Origin of the sequence: Micromonospora sp. NPDC048935 (assembly GCF_043197875.1) — a bacterium.
In the GTDB taxonomy this organism is placed as follows: Bacteria; Actinomycetota; Actinomycetes; order Mycobacteriales; family Micromonosporaceae; genus Micromonospora.
In genome coordinates, this window is sequence record NZ_JBICTZ010000001.1 from 1,197,830 (window position 1) to 1,217,334 (window position 19,505).

17 protein-coding genes are annotated in these 19,505 nt (G+C 72.6%); 9 read left to right on the forward strand and 8 right to left on the reverse strand.

The features are described from left to right. Positions 1 to 104 precede the first annotated feature (104 nt). From ACGFIW_RS05810 to ACGFIW_RS05830, 5 genes are all read left to right on the forward strand, one after another. A complete protein-coding gene (locus ACGFIW_RS05810; RefSeq protein WP_393311124.1) occupies positions 105 to 368 on the forward strand; it encodes a DUF6343 family protein in 264 nt (87 codons plus the stop codon). 12 nt (positions 369 to 380) lie between these two features. Continuing rightward, positions 381 to 1,796, forward strand: coding sequence for an NADP-dependent succinic semialdehyde dehydrogenase (locus ACGFIW_RS05815; protein WP_393311125.1), 1,416 nt, complete (start codon positions 381 to 383; stop codon positions 1,794 to 1,796). A gap of 80 nt (positions 1,797 to 1,876) precedes the next feature. After that, positions 1,877 to 2,842, forward strand: coding sequence for a TIGR03885 family FMN-dependent LLM class oxidoreductase (locus tag ACGFIW_RS05820; protein WP_393311126.1), 966 nt, complete (start codon positions 1,877 to 1,879; stop codon positions 2,840 to 2,842). A 38-nt stretch (positions 2,843 to 2,880) separates the two neighbouring features. Continuing rightward, a complete protein-coding gene (locus ACGFIW_RS05825) occupies positions 2,881 to 4,452 on the forward strand; it encodes a Na+/H+ antiporter (RefSeq protein WP_393311127.1) in 1,572 nt (523 codons plus the stop codon). Continuing rightward, positions 4,449 to 4,706, forward strand: coding sequence for a UBP-type zinc finger domain-containing protein (locus tag ACGFIW_RS05830; protein ID WP_393311128.1), 258 nt, complete (start codon positions 4,449 to 4,451; stop codon positions 4,704 to 4,706). Before ACGFIW_RS05825 ends, ACGFIW_RS05830 begins: the two co-directional genes overlap by 4 nt. Here ACGFIW_RS05830 and ACGFIW_RS05835 read toward each other — a convergent pair. The 4 genes from ACGFIW_RS05835 to ACGFIW_RS05850 all read right to left on the reverse strand — a co-directional run bounded on the left by ACGFIW_RS05835 (position 4,682) and on the right by ACGFIW_RS05850 (position 10,648). Further along, complete coding sequence (locus ACGFIW_RS05835) at positions 4,682 to 5,953, reverse strand: MFS transporter (protein WP_393311129.1); 1,272 nt, start codon at positions 5,951 to 5,953, stop codon at positions 4,682 to 4,684. The two genes, ACGFIW_RS05830 and ACGFIW_RS05835, sit on opposite strands and share 25 nt — an antisense overlap. Positions 5,954 to 6,174: 221 nt before the next feature. Beyond that, a complete protein-coding gene (locus tag ACGFIW_RS05840) occupies positions 6,175 to 7,425 on the reverse strand; it encodes a DUF222 domain-containing protein (RefSeq protein WP_393311130.1) in 1,251 nt (416 codons plus the stop codon). A 283-nt stretch (positions 7,426 to 7,708) separates the two neighbouring features. After that, complete coding sequence (locus tag ACGFIW_RS05845; RefSeq protein WP_393311131.1) at positions 7,709 to 7,960, reverse strand: hypothetical protein; 252 nt, start codon at positions 7,958 to 7,960, stop codon at positions 7,709 to 7,711. Positions 7,961 to 8,038: 78 nt separating this feature from the next. Continuing rightward, positions 8,039 to 10,648 (reverse strand): glycoside hydrolase family 9 protein, encoded by a 2,610-nt coding sequence (locus ACGFIW_RS05850; protein ID WP_393311132.1) that lies wholly within the window; start codon positions 10,646 to 10,648, stop codon positions 8,039 to 8,041. 260 nt (positions 10,649 to 10,908) lie between these two features. Here ACGFIW_RS05850 and ACGFIW_RS05855 point away from each other — a divergent pair, with 260 nt between their 5' ends. Next, positions 10,909 to 11,634 carry a PP2C family protein-serine/threonine phosphatase gene (locus tag ACGFIW_RS05855; protein ID WP_393311133.1) on the forward strand — a complete coding sequence of 242 codons (726 nt, stop codon included), beginning with the start codon at positions 10,909 to 10,911 and terminating at the stop codon, positions 11,632 to 11,634. A gap of 9 nt (positions 11,635 to 11,643) precedes the next feature. On the opposite strand, the gene hrpB is transcribed toward ACGFIW_RS05855, so the two are convergent. The 3 genes from hrpB to ACGFIW_RS05870 are packed head-to-tail and all read right to left on the reverse strand — an operon-like array spanning position 11,644 to position 15,252. Continuing rightward, positions 11,644 to 14,157 carry an ATP-dependent helicase HrpB gene (gene hrpB / locus ACGFIW_RS05860; RefSeq protein ID WP_393311134.1) on the reverse strand — a complete coding sequence of 838 codons (2,514 nt, stop codon included), beginning with the start codon at positions 14,155 to 14,157 and terminating at the stop codon, positions 11,644 to 11,646. 28 nt (positions 14,158 to 14,185) lie between these two features. After that, positions 14,186 to 14,386: a DUF397 domain-containing protein gene (locus ACGFIW_RS05865; RefSeq protein ID WP_393311135.1), complete on the reverse strand. Its 201-nt coding sequence runs from the start codon at positions 14,384 to 14,386 to the stop codon at positions 14,186 to 14,188. Positions 14,387 to 14,427: 41 nt separating this feature from the next. After that, on the reverse strand, positions 14,428 to 15,252 hold the full coding sequence (locus tag ACGFIW_RS05870) for a helix-turn-helix domain-containing protein (RefSeq protein ID WP_393311276.1): 825 nt from the start codon (positions 15,250 to 15,252) through the stop codon (positions 14,428 to 14,430). Positions 15,253 to 15,435: 183 nt separating this feature from the next. On the opposite strand from ACGFIW_RS05870, the gene ACGFIW_RS05875 reads away from it, so the two are divergent. Genes ACGFIW_RS05875 through ACGFIW_RS05885 form a run of 3 tightly spaced genes read left to right on the forward strand, consistent with a single transcriptional unit; the run spans position 15,436 to position 18,205 of the window. Beyond that, positions 15,436 to 16,062: a GPP34 family phosphoprotein gene (locus tag ACGFIW_RS05875; protein WP_393311136.1), complete on the forward strand. Its 627-nt coding sequence runs from the start codon at positions 15,436 to 15,438 to the stop codon at positions 16,060 to 16,062. 44 nt (positions 16,063 to 16,106) lie between these two features. Further along, positions 16,107 to 17,618, forward strand: a complete 1,512-nt coding sequence (locus ACGFIW_RS05880) for an APC family permease (protein WP_393311137.1) — start codon at positions 16,107 to 16,109, stop codon at positions 17,616 to 17,618. Further along, positions 17,615 to 18,205 carry a GNAT family N-acetyltransferase gene (locus tag ACGFIW_RS05885; protein ID WP_393311138.1) on the forward strand — a complete coding sequence of 197 codons (591 nt, stop codon included), beginning with the start codon at positions 17,615 to 17,617 and terminating at the stop codon, positions 18,203 to 18,205. Before ACGFIW_RS05880 ends, ACGFIW_RS05885 begins: the two co-directional genes overlap by 4 nt. A gap of 108 nt (positions 18,206 to 18,313) precedes the next feature. On the opposite strand, the gene ACGFIW_RS05890 is transcribed toward ACGFIW_RS05885, so the two are convergent. Next, complete coding sequence (locus ACGFIW_RS05890; RefSeq protein ID WP_357069003.1) at positions 18,314 to 19,138, reverse strand: SigB/SigF/SigG family RNA polymerase sigma factor; 825 nt, start codon at positions 19,136 to 19,138, stop codon at positions 18,314 to 18,316. Between the last annotated feature and the right edge of the window lie 367 nt (positions 19,139 to 19,505).

Sequence of the window (19,505 nt, forward strand, 5' to 3'; positions counted from 1 at the left end):
GCGGGCCCGCGGCGCGATCGGATGTGCCGGAGCACACCGGCCCGCCCCGGTGGTGCGGGCGCCCGGCGCCGGTTAACCCGTCCGATCGGGGGTAGGTCGGGGGTATGACGAGATCGCAGCCCCGGCGCGCCCGTGGCACGGTCGGCCACGCGAACAGCGCCCTCAATCTCCGGCTCACCCTCGCCGGCTTCGGGCTGGTGATCATGGTGCTCTTCGCGGTGCTGGCGTTCGGGGCCGGCATCGCCTGGCTCGGCGTGGTCTGCGCGATCTTCGCCGTGGTCGCCGTGGTCGACCTGGTCGTGATCCAGCGCCGCCGCGCCGCTCGCCACCGCGAGGAGCCGGGCGTACGACACTCGTTGTTCGAGTGACAGGAGGACGAGATGCCCCACATCGCCACCACCAACCCCGCCACCGGACAGGTGCTCAAGACCTATGAGGCGATGTCCAGCGAGCAACTCGACGCCGCCATCGAGCGCACCGACCTCGCGTACCGGCAACTGCGGGAGACCACCGTCGACAAGCGCGCCCGGTGGATGAACGCCGCAGCCGACCTGCTGGACGCCGAACGGGACGAGATCGCCCGGATCATGACCACCGAGATGGGCAAGACGTACGCCTCGGCGCAGGCCGAGGTGACCAAGTGCGCCACGGCCGCCCGCTTCTACGCCGACCGGGCCCCCGGGTTCCTCGCCGACGAGCCGGCCGACGCGCCCGCCGTGAAGGCGACCCGGGCGTACATCCGCTACCAGCCGATCGGCGTGGTGCTCGCGGTGATGCCGTGGAACTTCCCGCTCTGGCAGGTGATGCGCTTCGCCGCACCGGCGCTGATGGCCGGCAACACCGGTCTGCTCAAGCACGCCTCGAACGTGCCGCAGACCGCGTTGTTGCTGGAGGACGTGTTCCGCCGGGCCGGCTTCCCCGAAGGCGCCTTCACCACGGTGCTGGTCGGCTCGAACGCGGTCGAGACGATCCTCGCCGACCCGCGGGTCCGCGCCGCCACACTCACCGGCAGTGAGCCCGCCGGCCGGTCCATCGCCCAGATCGCCGGCCGGGAGCTGAAGAAGACAGTCCTCGAACTCGGCGGCAGCGACCCGTTCGTGGTGATGCCCTCAGCCGACGTGGACCGGGCCGCCGAGGTGGCCACCACCGCCCGCTGCCAGAACAACGGCCAGTCCTGCATCGCCGCGAAGCGGTTCATCGTGCACACCGACGTGTTCGACGCCTTCGCCGAGACGTTCGCCGCGAACATGGCCGCGCTGCGGGTCGGCGACCCGATGGACCCGAACACCGACGTGGGGCCGCTGGCCAGCGAGCGCGGCCGCGACGAGGTGCACGCTCAGGTCCGCGACGCGGTGGACAACGGCGCGACGGTGCTCTGCGGCGGCGAGCAGCCAGCCGGCGACGGCTGGTTCTACCCGCCGACAGTGGTCACCGACCTCACCCCGACGATGCGGATGTGGTCCGAGGAGGTCTTCGGCCCGGTCGCCGGCCTGTTCCGGGTGTCGTCGTACGCTGAGGCGATCGAGGTCGCCAACGGCACCAGCTTCGGGCTCGGCTCGAACGCCTGGACCCGGGACCCGGCCGAGCAGGAGCGCTTCGCCACCGACCTGGACGCGGGCAACGTCTTCATCAACGGGATGACCACCTCCTACCCGGAGTTGCCGTTCGGCGGTGTGAAGAACTCCGGTTACGGTCGGGAGCTGTCGGCGCTGGGCATGCGGGAGTTCTGCAACACCAAGACGGTCTGGGTGGGCGAGGGTGCCGCCTCGGCCGGTGCCGGCGCGCACGCCGAGTAGTTTCCGGCACGGCGCGCACGCCGAGTAGTTCCCGGCACGGCACGCATCAGCCGGGGCCGTCGTGGGTAGGAAGTGCGCCCATGACGTCGTTCGGGTTCCACGCCTCGCATGAGCAGATCGGTCCGCGCGCCCTGTTGGAGGCGGTGACGCACGCCGAGCGGGCCGGCTTCGACGCCGCCATGTGCTCGGACCACTTCTCCCCGTGGAGTGCCCGGCAGGGCGAGTCCGGTTTCGCCTGGTCCTGGCTCGGCGCGGCGTTGCAGGCCACCGGCATGCCGTTCGGCGTGGTCAACGCGCCCGGTCAGCGGTACCACCCGGCGATCATCGCGCAGGCCATCGGCACCCTGGGCGCGATGTACCCGGGCCGGTTCTGGGCGGCGCTGGGCACCGGTGAGGCCAGCAACGAGCACATCACCGGCGACCCGTGGCCGCGCAAGGACGTCCGCGCCGCCCGCCTGCGGGAGTGCGTGGACGTGATCCGGGCGCTGCTGGCCGGCGAGGAGGTCAGCCACGACGGCCTGGTCCGGGTGGACCGGGCCCGGCTGTGGACCCGTCCCGAGCAGCCGCCCGCGCTCGTCGGCGCCGCCGTCAGCGTGGCCACCGCCCGCTGGTGCGCCGAGTGGGCGGACGGCCTGATCACCGTGAACGCCCCGGTGGCCCACCTGCGCGAGATGATCGACGCGTACCGGGACGCCGGCGGGCGCGGCCCGCTGCACCTGCAGGTGCACGTCTCCTGGGCGAAGGAGCAGGCGCAGGCCGAGGCCCTCGCGTACGACCAGTGGCGCAGCAACGTCTTCGCCCCGCCGGTCTGCTGGGACCTGGAGACGGTCGAGCACTTCGACGTGGTCTCCGCCGACCTGCCCGCCCAGCGGGTCGCCGACGTGGTGAACATCTCGGCCGACCTGGGCCGGCACGTCGGCTGGCTGGAGGAGTACGTGGAGTTGGGCTTCGACCAGATCGCCCTGCACCACGTCGGGCAGGAGCAGCGCGACTTCATCGACGCGTTCGGCGCCGAGGTGCTGCCGAAGCTACGGCCGACCGGCTGATCAGGGTCTGGTCCGCCGCACCCCTAGGCTCGTACCCCATGGAAAGCCTATTTCCGGTCGTCGTGTTCCTGGCGATCGCCACCCTCGGTGCCGCGTTGGCCCGCCGGCTCGGCCTGCTCGCGCCGATCGTGCTCGTCGTGCTCGGCCTGGCGCTCTCCTTCGTGCCAGGCGTGCCGCACGTCGAGCTCGACCCCGAGTTGGTGCTTGTCGGCATTCTGCCGCCGCTGCTCTACGTCGCCGCGCTGGAGACGTCGGTGCCGGCGTTCAAGAACAACATCCGGCCGATCCTGCTGCTCGCGGTCGGCCTGGTGCTGTTCACCGCGTTCGTTGTCGGCTTCGTGCTGCACCTGCTGCTGCCGCAGGTGCCGTTCGCGATCTGCCTGGCCCTCGGCGCGGTGGTCGCGCCGCCGGACGCGGTGGCCGCCACCGCTGTCGCGCGCCGGGTCGGGCTGCCCCGCCGGGTGGTCACCATCCTGGAGGGGGAGAGCTTGGTCAACGACGCCACCGCGCTGGTGCTGCTGCGCGTCGCGACCATGGCCACCGCCGGCTCGGCGGTCGGCGCCGACAAGATCGCCATCGAGGTGCTGCGGGCCACCGGCGGCGGCATCCTGATCGGCGCGATCGGCGCGGTGGTCTTCGGCTTCCTGCACCGGCGGATCACCGACCCGCTGCTGGACAACGCCCTGTCGTTGATCATCCCGTTCGCCGTGGTGTTCGCCGCCGAGGCGGTGCACTCCTCCGGCGTGGTCGCGGTGGTGGTCACCGGGCTGGCGCTCGGCCACAAGCTGTCCCAGCTGCTCTCGGCGGCCTCCCGGTTGCAGATCGGCGCGTTCTGGCGGCTGGCCCGGTTCCTGCTGGAGGGGTTGGTCTTCCTACTGGTCGGGCTGCAACTGCGGGAGGTGCTGCGCGACCTCGACGAGCCGACCGGCTCGCTCGTGCTCATCACCGTCGCGGTGCTCGCCACCGTCTTCCTGACCCGCTTCATCTGGCTCTTCCCGGCCACCTACCTGGCCCGGCTGGTGCCCCGGATCCGTCGCCGGGACCCGGCCCCGTCACCCAGGTTCCCGATCATCATCGGCTGGGCCGGGATGCGGGGAGTGGTGACACTGGCCGCCGCGCTGGCCCTGCCCCTGACCCTGGCCGGCGACGAGCCGTACCCCCGGGCCCTGTTCATCTGGCTCGCCTTCGCGGTGATCGTGGTCACCCTGGTCGGTCAGGGGGCCACGCTGCCGGTGGTCGCCCGCCGGCTGAAGCTGCCCCAGGACGACCCGGTCCAGGACGCGTTGTCCGCGGCCGGTGTGCAGCAGCAGGCCAGCAGTGCCGCCCGGGACCGCCTCGACAAGCTGGCCGACAGCGCCCCGGAGGCGGTGGTGGACCGGCTGCGTCGTGCGCTGGAAGATCGCAACAACCTGGCCTGGGAACGACTCGGCGGCACCGAGCGGGAAACGCCGTCGCAGGCGTACGGTCGGCTACGACAGGAGATGATCGACGCCGAGCGGGACGTGTTCCGGGCTGCCCGGGACTCCGGTCGGATTCCTGAGGAGGTGTTGGTGCGGGCCTATCGTGACCTGGACCTGGAAGAGTCGTTGCTGCGGGAGGTCGAGAAGTGAGCTGTCAGCATCTGGCCGAGGCGGGTGCGGTCGAGCCGCGCACCACCGAGGAGTGCCCCGACTGCGTCGCCATCGGCAACGCCGACTGGGTGCACCTGCGGGGCTGCCTGAGCTGCGGGCATGTCGGTTGCTGCGACTCGTCGCCGTACCAGCACGCGACGAAGCACTTCGAGTCCACCAGCCACCCGGTGATTCGGTCGGTGCAGCCGGGCGAGACCTGGCGCTGGTGCTACGTCGACGAGGAGATCGGCTGATCGCTGGCCGGCAACGGCTCGGCGCGGTTCGCCAGGGCCCGCCGGGTCAGCGGTGGCCCGGCCAGGCCGGTGCCGGCGAGAAGCCCGGCCAGGGCCAGCCAGCCGATCGGGCCACCGCCGAGGACCAGCCAGATCAGCAACGCCGGCCCGGCCGCGCGGGCCAGCCCGGCGAGCAGTGTGTCGACCCCCTGGTAGGCGCCGATGGCGTCCGGGGCGGCGAGGTCGTAGGCCAGTGCCGCCCCGGCCCCGGCGTGCCACAGGTCGCCGAGGGTGTAGACCACTGTCGCGCCCAGCAGCAGGCCGATCGCCGGCGTGCCGGAGACGAAGCCGGTCGCGGCCCAGAGCAGCATCCCGGCCGCGAGCACCAGTCCGGCCCGGCGCATCGTCGTCGCCGCCGCCAGCGCGTGCCGGGCGCCACCGCTCAGGCGTACCGCGAGCAGCACGGTGAGCAGCGTGTTGACCAGCAGCATGGCGGCGACCAGCACCGGCGGGGCGTCGGTGCGGGTCATCACCCACAGGGGCAGCAGCACGGTCAGCGCCACCGAGTGCAGGGAGAGCACCGCCGATGCCCCGGCGACCGTGAGGAACCGTCCGTCGCGCAACGCCCGGCCGGGGCCGCTCCGGCGGAGCCGCCGGAGCGGCGGATACCCCGGCAGTCGCAGGATCAGCGCCGCCGAGACCAGATAGGTCGCGGCGTTGCCGACCACGAGCAGTCGGTACGCCCACCCGGTGTCCGCCGCCAGCGCGAACCCGGCCAGTCCCGCGCCGAGCGCCACACCCAGGTTGGCCACCGCCCGTAGGGTGGCGAAGGCGTGCACCCGGCCCTCCGGCCCGCCGACCGCGGCGACGAGCGCAGCGCGGACCGCCAGGTTGCCCGAGATCAGCAGCGCGTCCAGTGTGGCCACCAGCAGGAAGACCGGAAACGAACCGACAAACAGGTACGCGACGGCGACGGCGGCCTGCGCCAACTGCAGGACCGCCCGGAGGTTCCGCGGATCACGCCGGTCGGCGAGCCCACCGAGCGGCACGCTGGCGGTGAGCCCGACCAGGCCGGCGAGCGTGAGCCCCAGCCCGACCCGCGTCGGACTCAACCCGACGACGCGCGTCAGATAGAGCACCGAACCGGTCACCCACAGCCCGGTCCCGACGGTGTTGGCGAGCGTGGCCAGCGACAGGGTACGCAGCCGACCCGGCGGCAGCGGCGACAGAGACCGCCAGCGGCCGTGAATCCGCGCCCGGGTGCCCACACACCGACCCTAGGACCGACGTACGCGTCACCGATGCCCCGAGCGCTGCGGCACCCGTCACAGCCCGCCTACGGCGCGTTCGTTGCCCCAGCGCCTCCGACGTGCCCATCGCTCCCAGCCGGCCATTGGGCTCGGCGTGTCCATCGGCACGAGCGTGTCAGCCAACCTCGGCGGAGGGTCGACCCCCGTGCGTTCGTCGGATTCGGGTCGGTGGGCGGAGGTCACGTTCTTCGGTGGTAGTGGTTGCGGCGGGGGATCTGGTCGGGGTCGAGCCAGGCGGGTGGGATGAATTCGGGGTGGCCGTCGCCGCCGAGCCGCACGACCCAGTCGCCGTGGTGAAGGTGGCGGTGGTGGTGGCCGCAGAGCAGGACGGCGTTGTCGAGGCTGGTGTCGCCGCCGTCGGCCCAGTGTCGGATGTGGTGGCCGTCGCACCAGCGCGGCGGGCGGTCGCAGCCGGGGAAGGCGCAGCCCCGGTCCCGTAGCACCAGGGCGCGGCGTAGCGGGCCGGTGATGAGGCGGCGCTGCCGACCGACGTCGAGGATCTGGCCGCCGCCGCCGAGCACGGCGGGCAGGATGCTCGCGTCGCAGGCGAGCCGGCGCACGGCCTCGGGGGTGAGGTGTGCGCCGATGTCGAGAGCGCCGCTGCCCAACTGCTGGGTCAACCCGTCGTAGCTGGTGGTGACGACGACCTGGGCGACGTCTCCGCCGTTGTCGGGCAGCTCGCCGGTGCGCAGGGCCAGCCGGCACACGTCGGTGAGGGCGTCGTGACGGCGTTGCCCCGGGGTGCGGGTGTCGTCGGGGCCGCTGGGCGCGGTCAGCGGGTCGATGGCGGCGCGCAGGGCGGCGGCGGTTTCGGTGTCGAGGATGCCGGTGAGGCGTAGCCGACCGTCGGGCTGCTCGCTGATGGTGACGTGCCGGTCCCGGCTGGCCCGGGACTCCTGCGCCCGCAGCGCGGCCTCGGCGGCGGCGTCGGCGACGTCCGGGGCGACGTGGTCGAGAATGCGGGTGCCGAGCTTGCGCAGCAGGGCGGCATCGAACTGCGCCGCCCACTCGACGAGGACGCCGACGGCCTTGTCGGCCGCCTCCGCGCCGGCGCTGGTGTGGACGGTCTCGACCGTGCCGGCGATGACCCGCACCTGCTCCACGTCGACCGCCCCACCGGCCAATGCGTCCCGCACGCCGGCCGGGGCGGTGTCGAGCGTCGCGGCCAGTTCGACCAGGCGGCGGGCCGCGCCGACCCCGAGCCGCAAGCGGTCACGGAGCCACACCGCCGTCGAGGACGCGCCCTGCGCGGTCGCGGTGCCCCGACCGTCCAGCTCACGCACGAGGGTCAACTTGACCGCGGCCAGGCGCTGCTCGATGCGGTGCGTGGCATCCAGCGCCGCCACGAGATCACGCTCGGAGGCGGCCCAGGCCGCCGTGTCGAAGCAGGCCGCCACGGCAGCCTCGGCCTGCTCCAACGCTTCAATCACACCGATAGATTAGAACAGCCGTACGACAGTCTTCTGTCGTCTGGTCGCGCCGGAGCGTTCCACCCGGGTCCGATCCGCCGCCCGGCCTCATAAGGGAGCGGCCGCAGAAGGTTAGGCGACGTTGGGCTCCCGAGGCTGTCGCGAATCGGAGGGCGAGCACGGCCGGCGACGCCGCTCTCCGTGCGGAGTCGGTCGTCGACCAGCGGCCGCCGCGCACCCGCCTGCACGCGTCGGTGAGGGCGACAAGCGGTGACGGGCCCCGGATCAGCGCGCGGGATCGGGGTCAGGGCCCTCCTCCGGAGTCGCTGGAGATGCCACTGTTGTAGGCCTGGTTGTCGTCTCCGCCGTACCCCTTGCCGCGCATGGTGCCCCGGCGTTGGCGGCGCTGACGGTGCCCGCTCTGCCGGATAGCCTGGCGCGCCCGGCGCATCGTCTCGTCGGCTCCGGCCGGGGCACGACGCCGCCCTGCGAAGACCAGCAGTGCGGTGAGCAGCAGGACAACCGCCCCGACCAGGATCCACGCTCGTCCATCCATGCTCGCGATGGTAGGTATGCGGATCCAGCCGAGCTGGTGGCCGCCCGAGGGGGGAGGGCGGCCACCAGCCGGGCGTGCTCAGGAGAGCGAGCAGGGGCTGCCGTTGACGGTGACCAGGCCCGGGTTCGGGTTGGCACCGCCGGAGGTCGTGGCGTTGAAGCCGAACGTCACAGTGCCGCCAGGATTGATCTTGGCGTTGTGTGACTCGTTCTTCGCGGTCACCATCGCACCCGACTGAGTGACCTTCGCCAACCACGCCTCGCGTACGCGCTGGTCGCCGGTGAACGCGAAGCTCACGTTCCAGCCGTTGACGGCCGTGGCACCGGTGTTGCGGATGGTCAGCTGTGCGGTGAACCCGGTGCCGCCCTGCCAGGTGCCGTAGTTGCTGTAGGCCACCGAGCAGGTGGTGGCCGGCACCGCGCCGGCGTCACCCTGGTCGGCCAGGAACGAGGCGATCCAGGTCAGCGCCGAGTTCCAGTTGATCGCCACCTCGTTCGTCGAGTACGAGTTGATGTCGTCGACGTAGCAGAACTGCGGTGCGCAGCCGGCGAGCAGCTTGGCCACGAACGGGTCCTGGAGGGCGGCGTTCGCGCCACCGGCGAGGGAGCCGGCGGGCGGGCGGGGCAGGTTCGGGTCGAGCTGGTGGCCGAAGATGCGGCTGTGCTGGTTCTGTGCCGCGTGCTCGCCCCACCCGGTGACGTAGGAGATGTTCAGGGCGTTGCGGCCGAGCACGTAGTCCATCGCCTGCGTCGCGCCGTCGCGGTAGACCGGGTTGCGGGTCAGGTCGAAGGCGGTGCCCAGCACGATCGCGTTGTTGATGATGCTGCTGTTGCCGCCCCAGAAGTAGCTGTTGGGGTCTCCGGGCATCGGCAGCCCGTACGCCTGCCGGCGCAGCTCGGTGAGGTACGCGTCGGCGGCGGTGGTGACCGAGGCGCGGACCCGGGTGAGGTCGGCGGTGGGCAGCCCGCTCGGCACGGTGGCCAGGTCGAGGCGGCCCAGCGCCGCCGTGCTCTGCCAGCCGAAGCCGCGCGGGTCGAACACGTCACCGGTGTGGTGCGGCGACGCGGTCAGGTCGGCCAGGTAGGTCTGCGCACCGGTGCTCAGGTACAGCTCGGCCGCCGCCCAGTAGAACTCGTCGGTGACGTTGCTGTCGTCGTACGCGCCGCCACCGGTGCCGTCGGTCGGGCTGGCGTACACCGCGGGGTGGGCCTTGGCGGCGGCGTAGGCCGTCTTCGCGGCGGTGCCGCAGCGGGTCGCGAACGCCGCGTCGTAGGGGGCGAAGAGCCGCGCGCACTGGGCGGCGGTGGCGGCCAGGTTGAGGGTGGCCGCGGTCGACGGCGGGTGCAGCTCACGCGGCTGCGGGTCGTCCTGCGGGGCGAGCGGCAGCCCGGTCCAGTTCTGGTCGTGGATCTTGTGGTGGACCATGCCGGCGAGCGGCTTGCCGGCCGGCACCTGCATGCGCAGCAGGAACTCCAGCTCCCAGCGGGCCTCGTCGAGGATGTCCGGCACGCCGTTGTTCCGCTCGGGCACCCGCAGCGTGCTGTCGGCGAGTGCGGCGCCGCCGTCGGCGGTCGCGGCGGTCTTGGTGCGCTCGAAGGTGTTCAGCAGTTGGTAGGTGGCGATGCCGCCGTTGACGACGTACTTGCCGTGGTCGCCGGCGTCGTACCACCCGCCGCGCACGTCGAGGGAGTAGTCGCAGACACCCGGCTGGCAGGGCACGTTGGTGTCGCCCTTGTTGGGGGCCACGTCGAGGTGACCGGCGGGGCGGGCGTACTCGTCGCCGATCAGGTCCCCGTCGATGGCGATGCCGCTGCGCTGGGCGTAGAAGAACTGCAACGAGTCGGAGCGCAGTTGGTCGTAGAGGGTGCCGGAGATGTCGAACGGGTGGCTGGTCTCGCCGTCGACGGTGAGCGTCAGGCCGGTGCCGGGGGTGCGGTAGCTGGAGAAGTCGACGGTCTGCACGTTCTGCCCGGAGGCGGCGTCGACACCACGCGCGGTGGTGGTGCCACTGGCCACGACGGCACCGGCACCGCTGCGCAGCTGCCAGGGCAGCGGATCGGTGGACTCGGTCACGACCGTGGCGTTCTTCGGGCCGCCGGGCAGGTAACCGACCTGGTTGACGCGGACCCGCGGCCCGGTGTCCGGCACGTACGGCTCGGGCGGCTCGCCGCCGCGCAGCGAGACGTCGTCGAGGCAGATGGTCTGCGTCTGGGCGGAGCCGCCGACCTGGAAGATCAGCTGGGCGCCGGGGTTGTTCTCCGGGACGGTGAAGGTCTGCTCGACGCGCTGGAGGGTGCCGGTCGCGGTGGCGTCCACCGCCGCGTACGTGGTGTACGGGGCGCTGCCGAGCTGCAACACGGCCTTGAGGGCGGCGCCGGGGGAGGCGGAGACGTCGAAGCCGAGGGTGTATTCGGCGCCCGCGATCAGCGGCACCCCGTCCTGGCCGATGCCGGCGTCCCAGGGGTTGGCCAGCCCGCCCGCCACGGTCGTGCAGAGCTGGCCGTCGGTGACCGCGAGCGCCCCGGTGCCGAAGGAGAACCAGGGGCTCACTCCCTCGCTGAAGTCGCCGTTGTCGATCTGCTCGGGGGCATCCGGTGGTGGCTCGGCGTGGGCCGCGCCGGCGCCCGCGCCAGTGAGGGCCAGGGTGGTCGCCGCGGCCAACAGGAGGCGGCGTCGGGATCTCGTCACGGGGAGTCCTTCCGGACGGGTGGGGGACGGTGGTGGTGGCCGATTCCTGGGAGCGCTCCCAGGTATCGGCTCGATGTTTCCAGCGGCGGCACGTCGTGTCAATTGATCTGACTGGATGGTTTCTGGCGCGTGACGAGGGCGACCGCCGTGGCCGCCGCACCCCGGGACACCGGCGTGCGGACGTGAGATTCACCGCGCCACGCGCCGTCGTCCTGATCTCCTAGAGACAACTGCGCCCTTCGCCTGGCAGGCTGCCTCCCATGACCCTGAAGCTGCGTTCCGTGGGAACGAGCGACCGTGGGCTGATCCGCAGCGGAAACCAGGACGCCCTGCACGCCGGCGACTGGCTCGTCGCCGTCGCCGACGGCATGGGTGGGATGGCCGCCGGCGACCTGGCCAGCGCCCTCACCATCGACGCGGTGGCCCCGCTGGACGTGGAGACCCCCGAGGACGCCCTGGTGGCCGCACTCGAAGGTGGCATCGCGCTGGCCACTTCGCGGATCCGGCAGGCGGTCGCCGAGGATCCCGAGCGCCAGGGCATGGGCACCACACTGACCGCCCTGCTCTTCGCCCGCACCGGCAGTTGCCTGGCCCTCGCGCACGTCGGCGACTCCCGGGCCTACCTGTTCCGCGAGGGCGTGCTCAAGCAGGTCACCCGGGACGACACGTTCGTCCAGATGCTTGTGGACCAGGGCGTGATCACCGCGGACCAGGCCAGCAGCCATCCGCGCCGGGCCGTCGTCACCCAGGCACTCCAGGGTGACGAGGTCACCCCGTCCTACTCGACCATGGTGCCCCGCGTCGGCGACCGGTGGCTGCTGTGCAGCGACGGGCTCTCCAACGTCGTCCGCCCGGACACCCTCGCCGAGGTGCTCCGGGACTATCCCGACCGGACGGCCTGCACGGCCAAGCTCATCGATCTGGCACTGCACGCCGGCGCACCGGACAACGTGAGTGTCGTGGTGGCCGACGTCCTGGAGGAGTAGGGCCCGCGCTCACCGTCGGCGGGGCGTGACACGTCGGGTGGGCGTCGCCGTTCGCGGGTCCTCCGGCCACGGGTGCCGGGGATAGCGCCCGCGCAACTCGCCGCGCACCTGCGGGTAGCCGGTGCGCCAGAACGACTCCAGGTCGGCGGTGACCGCCACCGGCCGGCCCGCGGGGGAGAGCAGGTGCAGCAGCACCGGCGTCCGCCCGCCACCGACACGGGGGGCCGTCGACCACCCGAAGGTCTCCTGTAGCTTCACCGCGAGCACCGGTGCGGCCGGGTCGGTGTAGTCCACCCGCACCCGGGAACCGCTCGGCACCTCGATCCGCTCCGGGGCGAGCTCGTCCAGGCGGGCGGCCTGCGCCCAGGGCAACAGCCGGCGCAGCGCCGAGGTCACGTCCACCCGGGCCAGGTCGGCCCGCCGCCGGGCCCCGGTCAGCTCCGGGCCCAGCCAGGTCGGCGCGGCGTCGAGCAACGCCTCGTCGGTGACCTCCGGCCACGGCGCGCCCAGGTGGTGCCGGAGGAACCCGAGACGCTCGCGCAGTGCCCGCGCCGCCGGCGTCCAGGTCAGCAGCCCCAACCCCTCCTGGCGCAGACCGGTCAGCACCGCCGCCGCCACCTCCGCCCGCTCCGGCCGGTCCAGCCGCCGCTGGAGCAGCTCGATCGCGCCCAGTCGGGTCACCTCCCGGGCCACCACGTCGCCGTCGGACCAGCCGACCTCACGGCTCGTGCGCAGCAGCGGGCCGGCCGCCTCCCGGGCCGTCGCCTCGTCCACCGGCGAGGCCCGGCGGATCCGGGCCGACGGCGCGCCGGGGGTGCGGTCCGCGACGGCCACCGCCAGCCAGTCGGACCCGGCCAGCCCCGACCCGGCCGCCAGCTCCGCGGCGGTCCCGCCGGTCATCAGGTACGCCGAGCCGCCCGGCCGCCGCACCCGGGCCAGCCGCTCCGGGTACGCCAGACCGACGAGCAACCCGGCGGCCAGATCGTCACTCAGGCCACCCGTGCCGGGGGTGGCGGTTGGGGAGGGCAACGCGGCGCGCAGCCGGCGGACCTCGGTGCGCCAGCGGGCCGTCGCGCCCGCGTCGACGCCGGCGCGCAGCCGACGCCAGCCGGCGACCAGGTCGTCACCGGGGCCGGCCGCGCTCTCCTCGGCGAGCAGGGCGACCACCTCGGCCGCCCGGTCGGCGCCGACTCGGCCGGCGCCGTCGAGCAGTGCCCGGGCCAGCCGTGGGTGCGCGCCGGCGGCGGCGATCGCCCGCCCGCGCGTGGTGATCCGACCGTCGACGTCGACGGCGCCCAGGGTTCGTAGGGTGTCCCGGGCCACCGTCAGCGCGGCAGCCGGTGGCGCGTCGGGCAGCGCGAGCCCGACGCCGTCCGGCGAGCCCCAGGCGGCCAGCTCCAGTGCGAAGCCGGTCAGGTCGGCGGTGGCGATCTCCGGCTCCGCTCGGGCGGGCAGCCGCTCGTGGGTCGCGGCCGACCAGCAGCGGTAGGCGTACCCGGGGGCCTCCCGGCCGGCCCGACCCGCCCGCTGGGTGGCGGCGGCTCGGGAGACCGGCACGGTGACGAGCGCGCCCAGCCCCCGGGCGAGGTCGATGCGGGGCACCCGGGACAGCCCGGCGTCCACCACCACCCGTACGCCCGGCACGGTCAGGCTGGTCTCGGCCAGCGCGGTGGCCAGCACGACCCGGCGGCGATCGGCGGGGCGCAGGGCCGCGTCCTGCTCGGTGCCGCGTTGCCGTCCGTGCAGCGGCAGCAGCGCGACGGTGTCCCGCAGGTCGGCCAGCCGGCCGCTGACCGCCGCGATCTCACCGGCCCCGGGCAGGAAGACCAGCACGTCACCGGCACGTTCACGCAGCGCCCGCCGGACGACGGCGGCCACGTGGTCGAGCAGGGCCCGATCCACCGGCCCGGCTCCGGACGGGGCGATCGGGCGGGCCGGCGGCGCCCAGATCCGCTCGACCGGGTGCAGCGCCGAGTCGGCCCGGACCACCGGCGCCGGGGTGGACCCGCCGAGCAGCGCGGCGAAGCGGTCCGTGTCCGGGGTCGCGGACATCGCCAGCAGCCACAGGTCCGGGCGAAGGGTGGCCCGCGCCTCCACGGTGAAGGCCAGCGCCAGGTCGGCGTCGAGTTGGCGCTCGTGGCACTCGTCCAGCAGCACCGCGCCCGTGCCGGGCAGCTCCGGGTCGTGGTGCAGCCGGCGGACCAGCAGGCCGGTGGTGACCACCTCCACCCGCGTGGCCGGGCCGACCCGGCGCTCGCCGCGCACCGCGTAGCCGACGCGGTCGCCGACGCGCTCGCCGAGCAACTCGGCCATCCGGCGGGCGGCGGCGCGCGCGGCGACCCGGCGGGGCTGCGCGATCACCACCCGACCGCTCACCCGGTCGGCCACGGCCAGCGGCGCGAGGGTGGTCTTGCCGATGCCCGGTGGGGCGACCAGGACGCCGGCCCCGGCCGCGTCGAGTGCCGCGACCAGCGCCGGCAGCACCGGGCGTACCGGCAGGTCCAGGGTTACGTCGGAGAGCACGGCCCAGTCTCGCACCGGCGCGGGCGCCTCAGGGGCGACGGACCTCGCCGACACCGCGCACGAAGGCCCGCCAGGCCGTCGGGCCGAAGGCGAGCGCGGGACCGGAGCGGTCCTTGCTGTCCCGGACGGCGACCCGGCCGCCGGCCGTCGCGACCTCCACGCAGTTGCCGTTGCCGCTGCTGCGCGTGCTGGTGCGCCACTCCAGCCCGGTCAGGTCGTGCGCCGTCATCAGCGGTACCCCTCGTCTGCGTCGGCATGCCGCCGAAGCGGTCACGCAAAGTAACGAGAAGCCTCCTCCAGGCGGATCAACGATGCCGCCGGATCGAGCGCCAGACGGCACAGCTCCTCGTGGAGAAGGCTATACCGGAGCACCTCTTCGACATCCTCCAGCGCCAGTCCCATCGATAGGTTATCCAGGTAAACCACGGACGCGTCGGCGGTGTCGGCGAAGTTGAGGAGCACGTACGGGGTGCTCATCGCCGGATGCCCTCCGGCCGCGAAGGGAAGTACCTGAACTATTACGTTGGGTAACTGCGCGATGCGACTCATGTGGACCAACTGGTCGGCCATCACCGCGGTGCCGCCGACCGGTCGCAGCAGCACCGCCTCGTTCAGCACCACCGACAGGTGGACCGGGTCGTCGCGGCGCAGCACCTCCTGGCGGCGCAGTCGGGCGGCGACCTTGCGCTCCAGACCGTCCTCGCCGGCGGTGCGCCGGAAGATCTCCCGCGCGTACGCCTCGGTCTGCAACAGCCCGGGCACCGACTCGGCCTCGTACGTGCGCAACGCCGCGGCCTCGGCCTCCAGCCCGACGTAGAACTCGAACCACTCGGGCAGCACGTCGCTGTAGCTCTGCCACCAGCCGCGCTGTTGGGCCCCTCGGGCGATCTCGATAAGCGCCTCGGCGTCCGATCCGGTCACCTGGTACAGCGCGAGCGCCGCCCGGACGTCACGTGGCTTGATGCCGATCTGCGCGGTCTCGATCCGGGAGAGGTTGCTCTTGGACATGTCGAGCTGGCGGGCTGCCACATCGAGGGTCATGCCCGCGCGTTCCCGTAGCTGGCGGAGCTCCCGGGCGATGCGTCGACGGCGCACGGTCGGGCTGGCGGTGGGCCCGGTGGTGGGGGTGGCGGTCACCGTCCGAGTCTGCCACGACAAGATCCGCAGGTCGCACCAGCACTCAGTGCAACTTTCAAATCTGGGAGTTGCGTTGCAGTAGCTGTCGGTGCATCCTTTCCCGGTCGCGATCACTGTGGACACACCTGTGCGGGAGGGCCGTTGCTCATCGCCGACGAGTTCTTTCTGATCGCACACAACGACAGTCGGGGCAAAGCCAAACTGCATCCGGCGGCGACCGGCCTCGGACTGGCCGGCGGGCTGCTCGGCGAGCTGCTCATCTACGGACACATCCACGTCGCGGCCGGACGGGTCACCGTCATCGACAGGCGTCCGCCGGCCGACGCCCTCGCGCACACCGTGCTGGACCAGCTCATCGGCGAGTCCCAACACCAGGAACTGCGTACCTGGCTGAGCTTCCTGGCGCAGACCGCGACGGCCTCGGTGGGGGAGCGGCTGGCCCGCGCCGGGGTGCTGCGCCGCCAGGAGAGCCGCCGGCTGCTGCGCACCTCGGTCAACTACCTGCCGATCGACCTGAACGCGGTGGCCTGGCCGGCCACCCGGCTGCGGGCCCTGCTGGACCGGCCGGACCCGCCGAGCGTGCCGGACGCGCTGTTGCTCGGCCTGGTCGTGGCCGCCGGGCTGACCCGCGAGGTGCTGTGGAGCGCCGGCCCTCGCGCGCACCACCGGCTGAACGTCCTCATCCCCGCGCTGCCGGCACCCCTGAAGGAACTCGTCGGACACACCGAAGCGGCAGTCGGCGCCGCCGTGCTGCGCGGCATTCCCTGACCCCCGGTAACCCCTACCCTCCCCTCGACAACCGGAGTAGTCGCATGCCCCCGACATCGACATCGACAGTCGACCGACCCAGCAACGTCTCCGAGGCGCTGGCCCGAGGCCGCCTCGGCATCCCCTCGGTGATCTTCTTCGTGCTCTCCGCCGCCGCGCCGCTGACCGTGGTGGCCGGCGTCGTCACCACCGGCTACGGCGTCATCGGGGTGACCGGCATCCCCCTTGCCTTCCTGCTGGTGGCCGCGGTGCTCGCCCTGTTCTCGGTGGGTTACGTGGCGATGTCGCGGCGGGTGGAGAACGCCGGGGCCTTCTACGCCTACATCTCCCGCGGACTGGGCCGACCGGCCGGCGTCGGCGCCGCCTGGGTCGCGCTTGTCGCGTACAACGCGTTGCAGGTCGGTCTGTACGGCACCATCGGTGTGGCGGCCGAGCCGGTGCTCGACCGGATCTTCGGCGGGCACCCGCACTGGGCCGTCGTGGCCCTGGTGGCGTGGGCGCTGGTCGGCCTGCTCGGCCTGCTCCGGGTGGACATCAACGGGATGGTCCTGGCCGCGCTGCTGGTCGCCGAGATCGTCGTGATCCTCGTCTTCGACCTGGGACAGCTCGGCAACCCGGCCGGCGATCAGGTCAGCTTCGCCACGTTCTCGCCGGACAACCTCTTCGTGCCGGGCGTCGGAGCGGTGCTGGTGCTGGCCATCCTCGGCTTCGTCGGCTTCGAGTCGGCGGTGGTCTTCAGCGAGGAGAGCAAGGACCCGAAGCGGACGGTGCCGATCGCGACGTACCTCTCGGTGGTGATCATCGCCGGGCTCTACGCGCTGTCGTCGTGGACCATGACGGTCGCCGTCGGGCCGGACCAGATCGTCGCCGAGGCCGGCGAGCAGAGCGTCGGGCTGATCTTCAACCTGGCCGCCGCGCACCTCGGCGACACCGCCGTCACCATCGGGCAGGTGCTCTTCCTGACCTCCGTGCTCGCCGCGATGATCTCGTTCCACAACACCACTGCCCGCTACGCCTTCGCGCTCGGTCGGGAGCGGGTGCTGCCGGCGGCGTTCGGGCAGACCTCGGCCCGCAGCGGGGCGCCACGGGCCGCCTCGCTGGCGCAGAGCGTTCTCGGTCTCGCGGTCATCCTGCTGTACGCGCTCAACGGCTGGGACCCGGTGGTCCAGCTGTTCTTCTGGGGCGGCACCACCGGCGGGTTCGGCGTCCTGCTGTTGATCGCCACCACGTCGGTGGCGGTGATCGTCTACTTCGCCCGCTCCGGCGGCGGCGAGAACCTCTGGCGGCGGGCCGTCGCTCCCGGCCTGGCCACCATCGCGCTCTTCGTGATCATCTGGTTGGCCGTGTCGAACTTCGCCAACCTGCTCGGTGTCGCACCGGACTCCACCCTGCGCTGGGCACTGCCCGCCGTCTACCCGGTGGCGGCGCTTCTGGGCATCGGCTGGGCGCTGGTGTTGCGCGGCAATCGACCGGACACCTACGCCCGGATCGGCCTCGGCGCGGCGAGCGCCGCCGTCCGGCCGGAGACGTCGGCCACGGTGGGGGTGACCCGATGAGCGTGACCATCGAGCGACTCGGGCCGGAGGAGACCACCCTGGTGGCCAACCGGATCGCCGAGGCGTTCACCGCTCTCAGGGTGACGTACTGGCTGGTGCCCGACGCGAGCAAGCGGGAGGCCGTGCTGGCCGGGAACTTCGAGATCCTGGTCGGGCACGCGATGCGGCACGGCATGGTCCACGCCACCGCGGACCGTGCCTCGGTCGCGGTGTGGTTTCCGTCGGTCGGCGAGCCGGCTCCGCCGCCGGAGGACTACGACAGCCGACTGGCCGCCGCCTGCGGCGAGTGGACAGACCGGTTCCAGCATCTCGACGAGTTGTTCGCGGCCAACCACCCGCACCCGGACCACCACCACCTGGCCTTCCTCGCGACCCAGCCGGGCCGGCAGGGGCAGGGGCTGGGCAGCGCGCTGATGCGGCACCACCACGCCTGGCTGGACGCCAACGGGATGCCGGCGTACGTCGAGGCGAGCAGCCCGCGCAGCCGGGACCTGTACGCGAAGCACGGCTACCTGGCCGGCGAGCCGTTCCGGGTGCCCGACGGCACACCGTTCTGGCCGATGTGGCGGCAGCCGGCCGACCGCTGACCCCACCACCGACGTGCGGAAGGGACCTCCGCACGTGTCACGCGAGCGTGACAACGGGGGTACGACAGAGGGCCGGGTCCTTCGACCCGGCCCTCTGTCGTGACTGGCTCAGTAGGTGCCGTCGAGCTGCCCGCGCAGCTTGGTCAGCGCCCGGGTCAACAGCCGCGAGACGTGCATCTGCGAGACACCGATCTGGTCGGCGATCTGCGACTGGGTCAGGTTGCCGTAGAAGCGCAGCGTCAGGATCTTCTGCTCGCGCTCGTCGAGGGTGGCCAGCGCCGGGCCGAGGGCGACCCGCAACTCCGCCAACTCGAACTCGTTGTCCTCACCGCCGAGCATGTCGCCCAGCTCGGTGGCGCGCTCGCCGTCACCGGTCGGGGTGGACAGCGACACCGCGTTGTAGGCGCGGGCGCCCTCCAGGCCCTCCAGCACCTCTTCCTCGGTGAGCTTGAGGTGGGCGGCGATGTCGGCGACCGTCGGCGAGCGGCCGAGGGTCTGCAGGAGCGAGCTGTTGGCGTCGGAGATGGCCAGCCGCAGCTCCTGGAGCCGGCGGGGCACCCGGATGTCCCAGGTGCGGTCCCGGAAGTGCCGCTTGAGCTCGCCGATGATGGTGGGGATCGCGTACCCGGCGAAGTCGACACCGCGGGACGGGTCGAACTTGTCGATGGCCTTGATCAGGCCGACCGCCGCGGTCTGGGCCAGGTCGTCGGTCGGCTCGCCGCGCCCGCTGTAGCGGTGGGCCAGGTGGTTGGCCAGCGGCAGCCAGGCCTCGATCGCGCGGTCACGCAGGGCGGCCCGCGACGGGTGGTTGGCGGGCAGCGCGGCCATGGCGTTGAGCAGATCGGCGGCGCTGTCGGTGAGAGCGCGCGGGTCGAGCTTGGTGGTGGCCTTGGCAGTGGTGCTCGGCTGCTCGGTGATCGTTGGCGCGGTCATGGGTGGTCCTCCCTGCACCTCGTCCGCGGACAAAAAGGTGTGGCACTTTGGTTTAGCTTTCAATGGGCCGTTCGGGACTCACCTTAACCTGATCGTCTCCCAGAAATCTAGCCGAAAGGTTGATGTACTTAAGGTGTGTCGAGGTATGAAAGGTGCAATACGGGCGCAGGTTGGCCGGGTTGTGATCACCCTTACCCGCTTCTGGACCACATTCGTCGCCGCCCGCCCACCGGCTGTCCGGTCAGCCCCTCCGGGTCTACCAATTGGTCAATATGAGATCCGACATGTGGCCAGGAGTGTCGACTATCCGTCGTTGTCCCGCTGGTGGGACCGGCCGTAGCGTCGCGTGTACACACCCGGTTCGGAG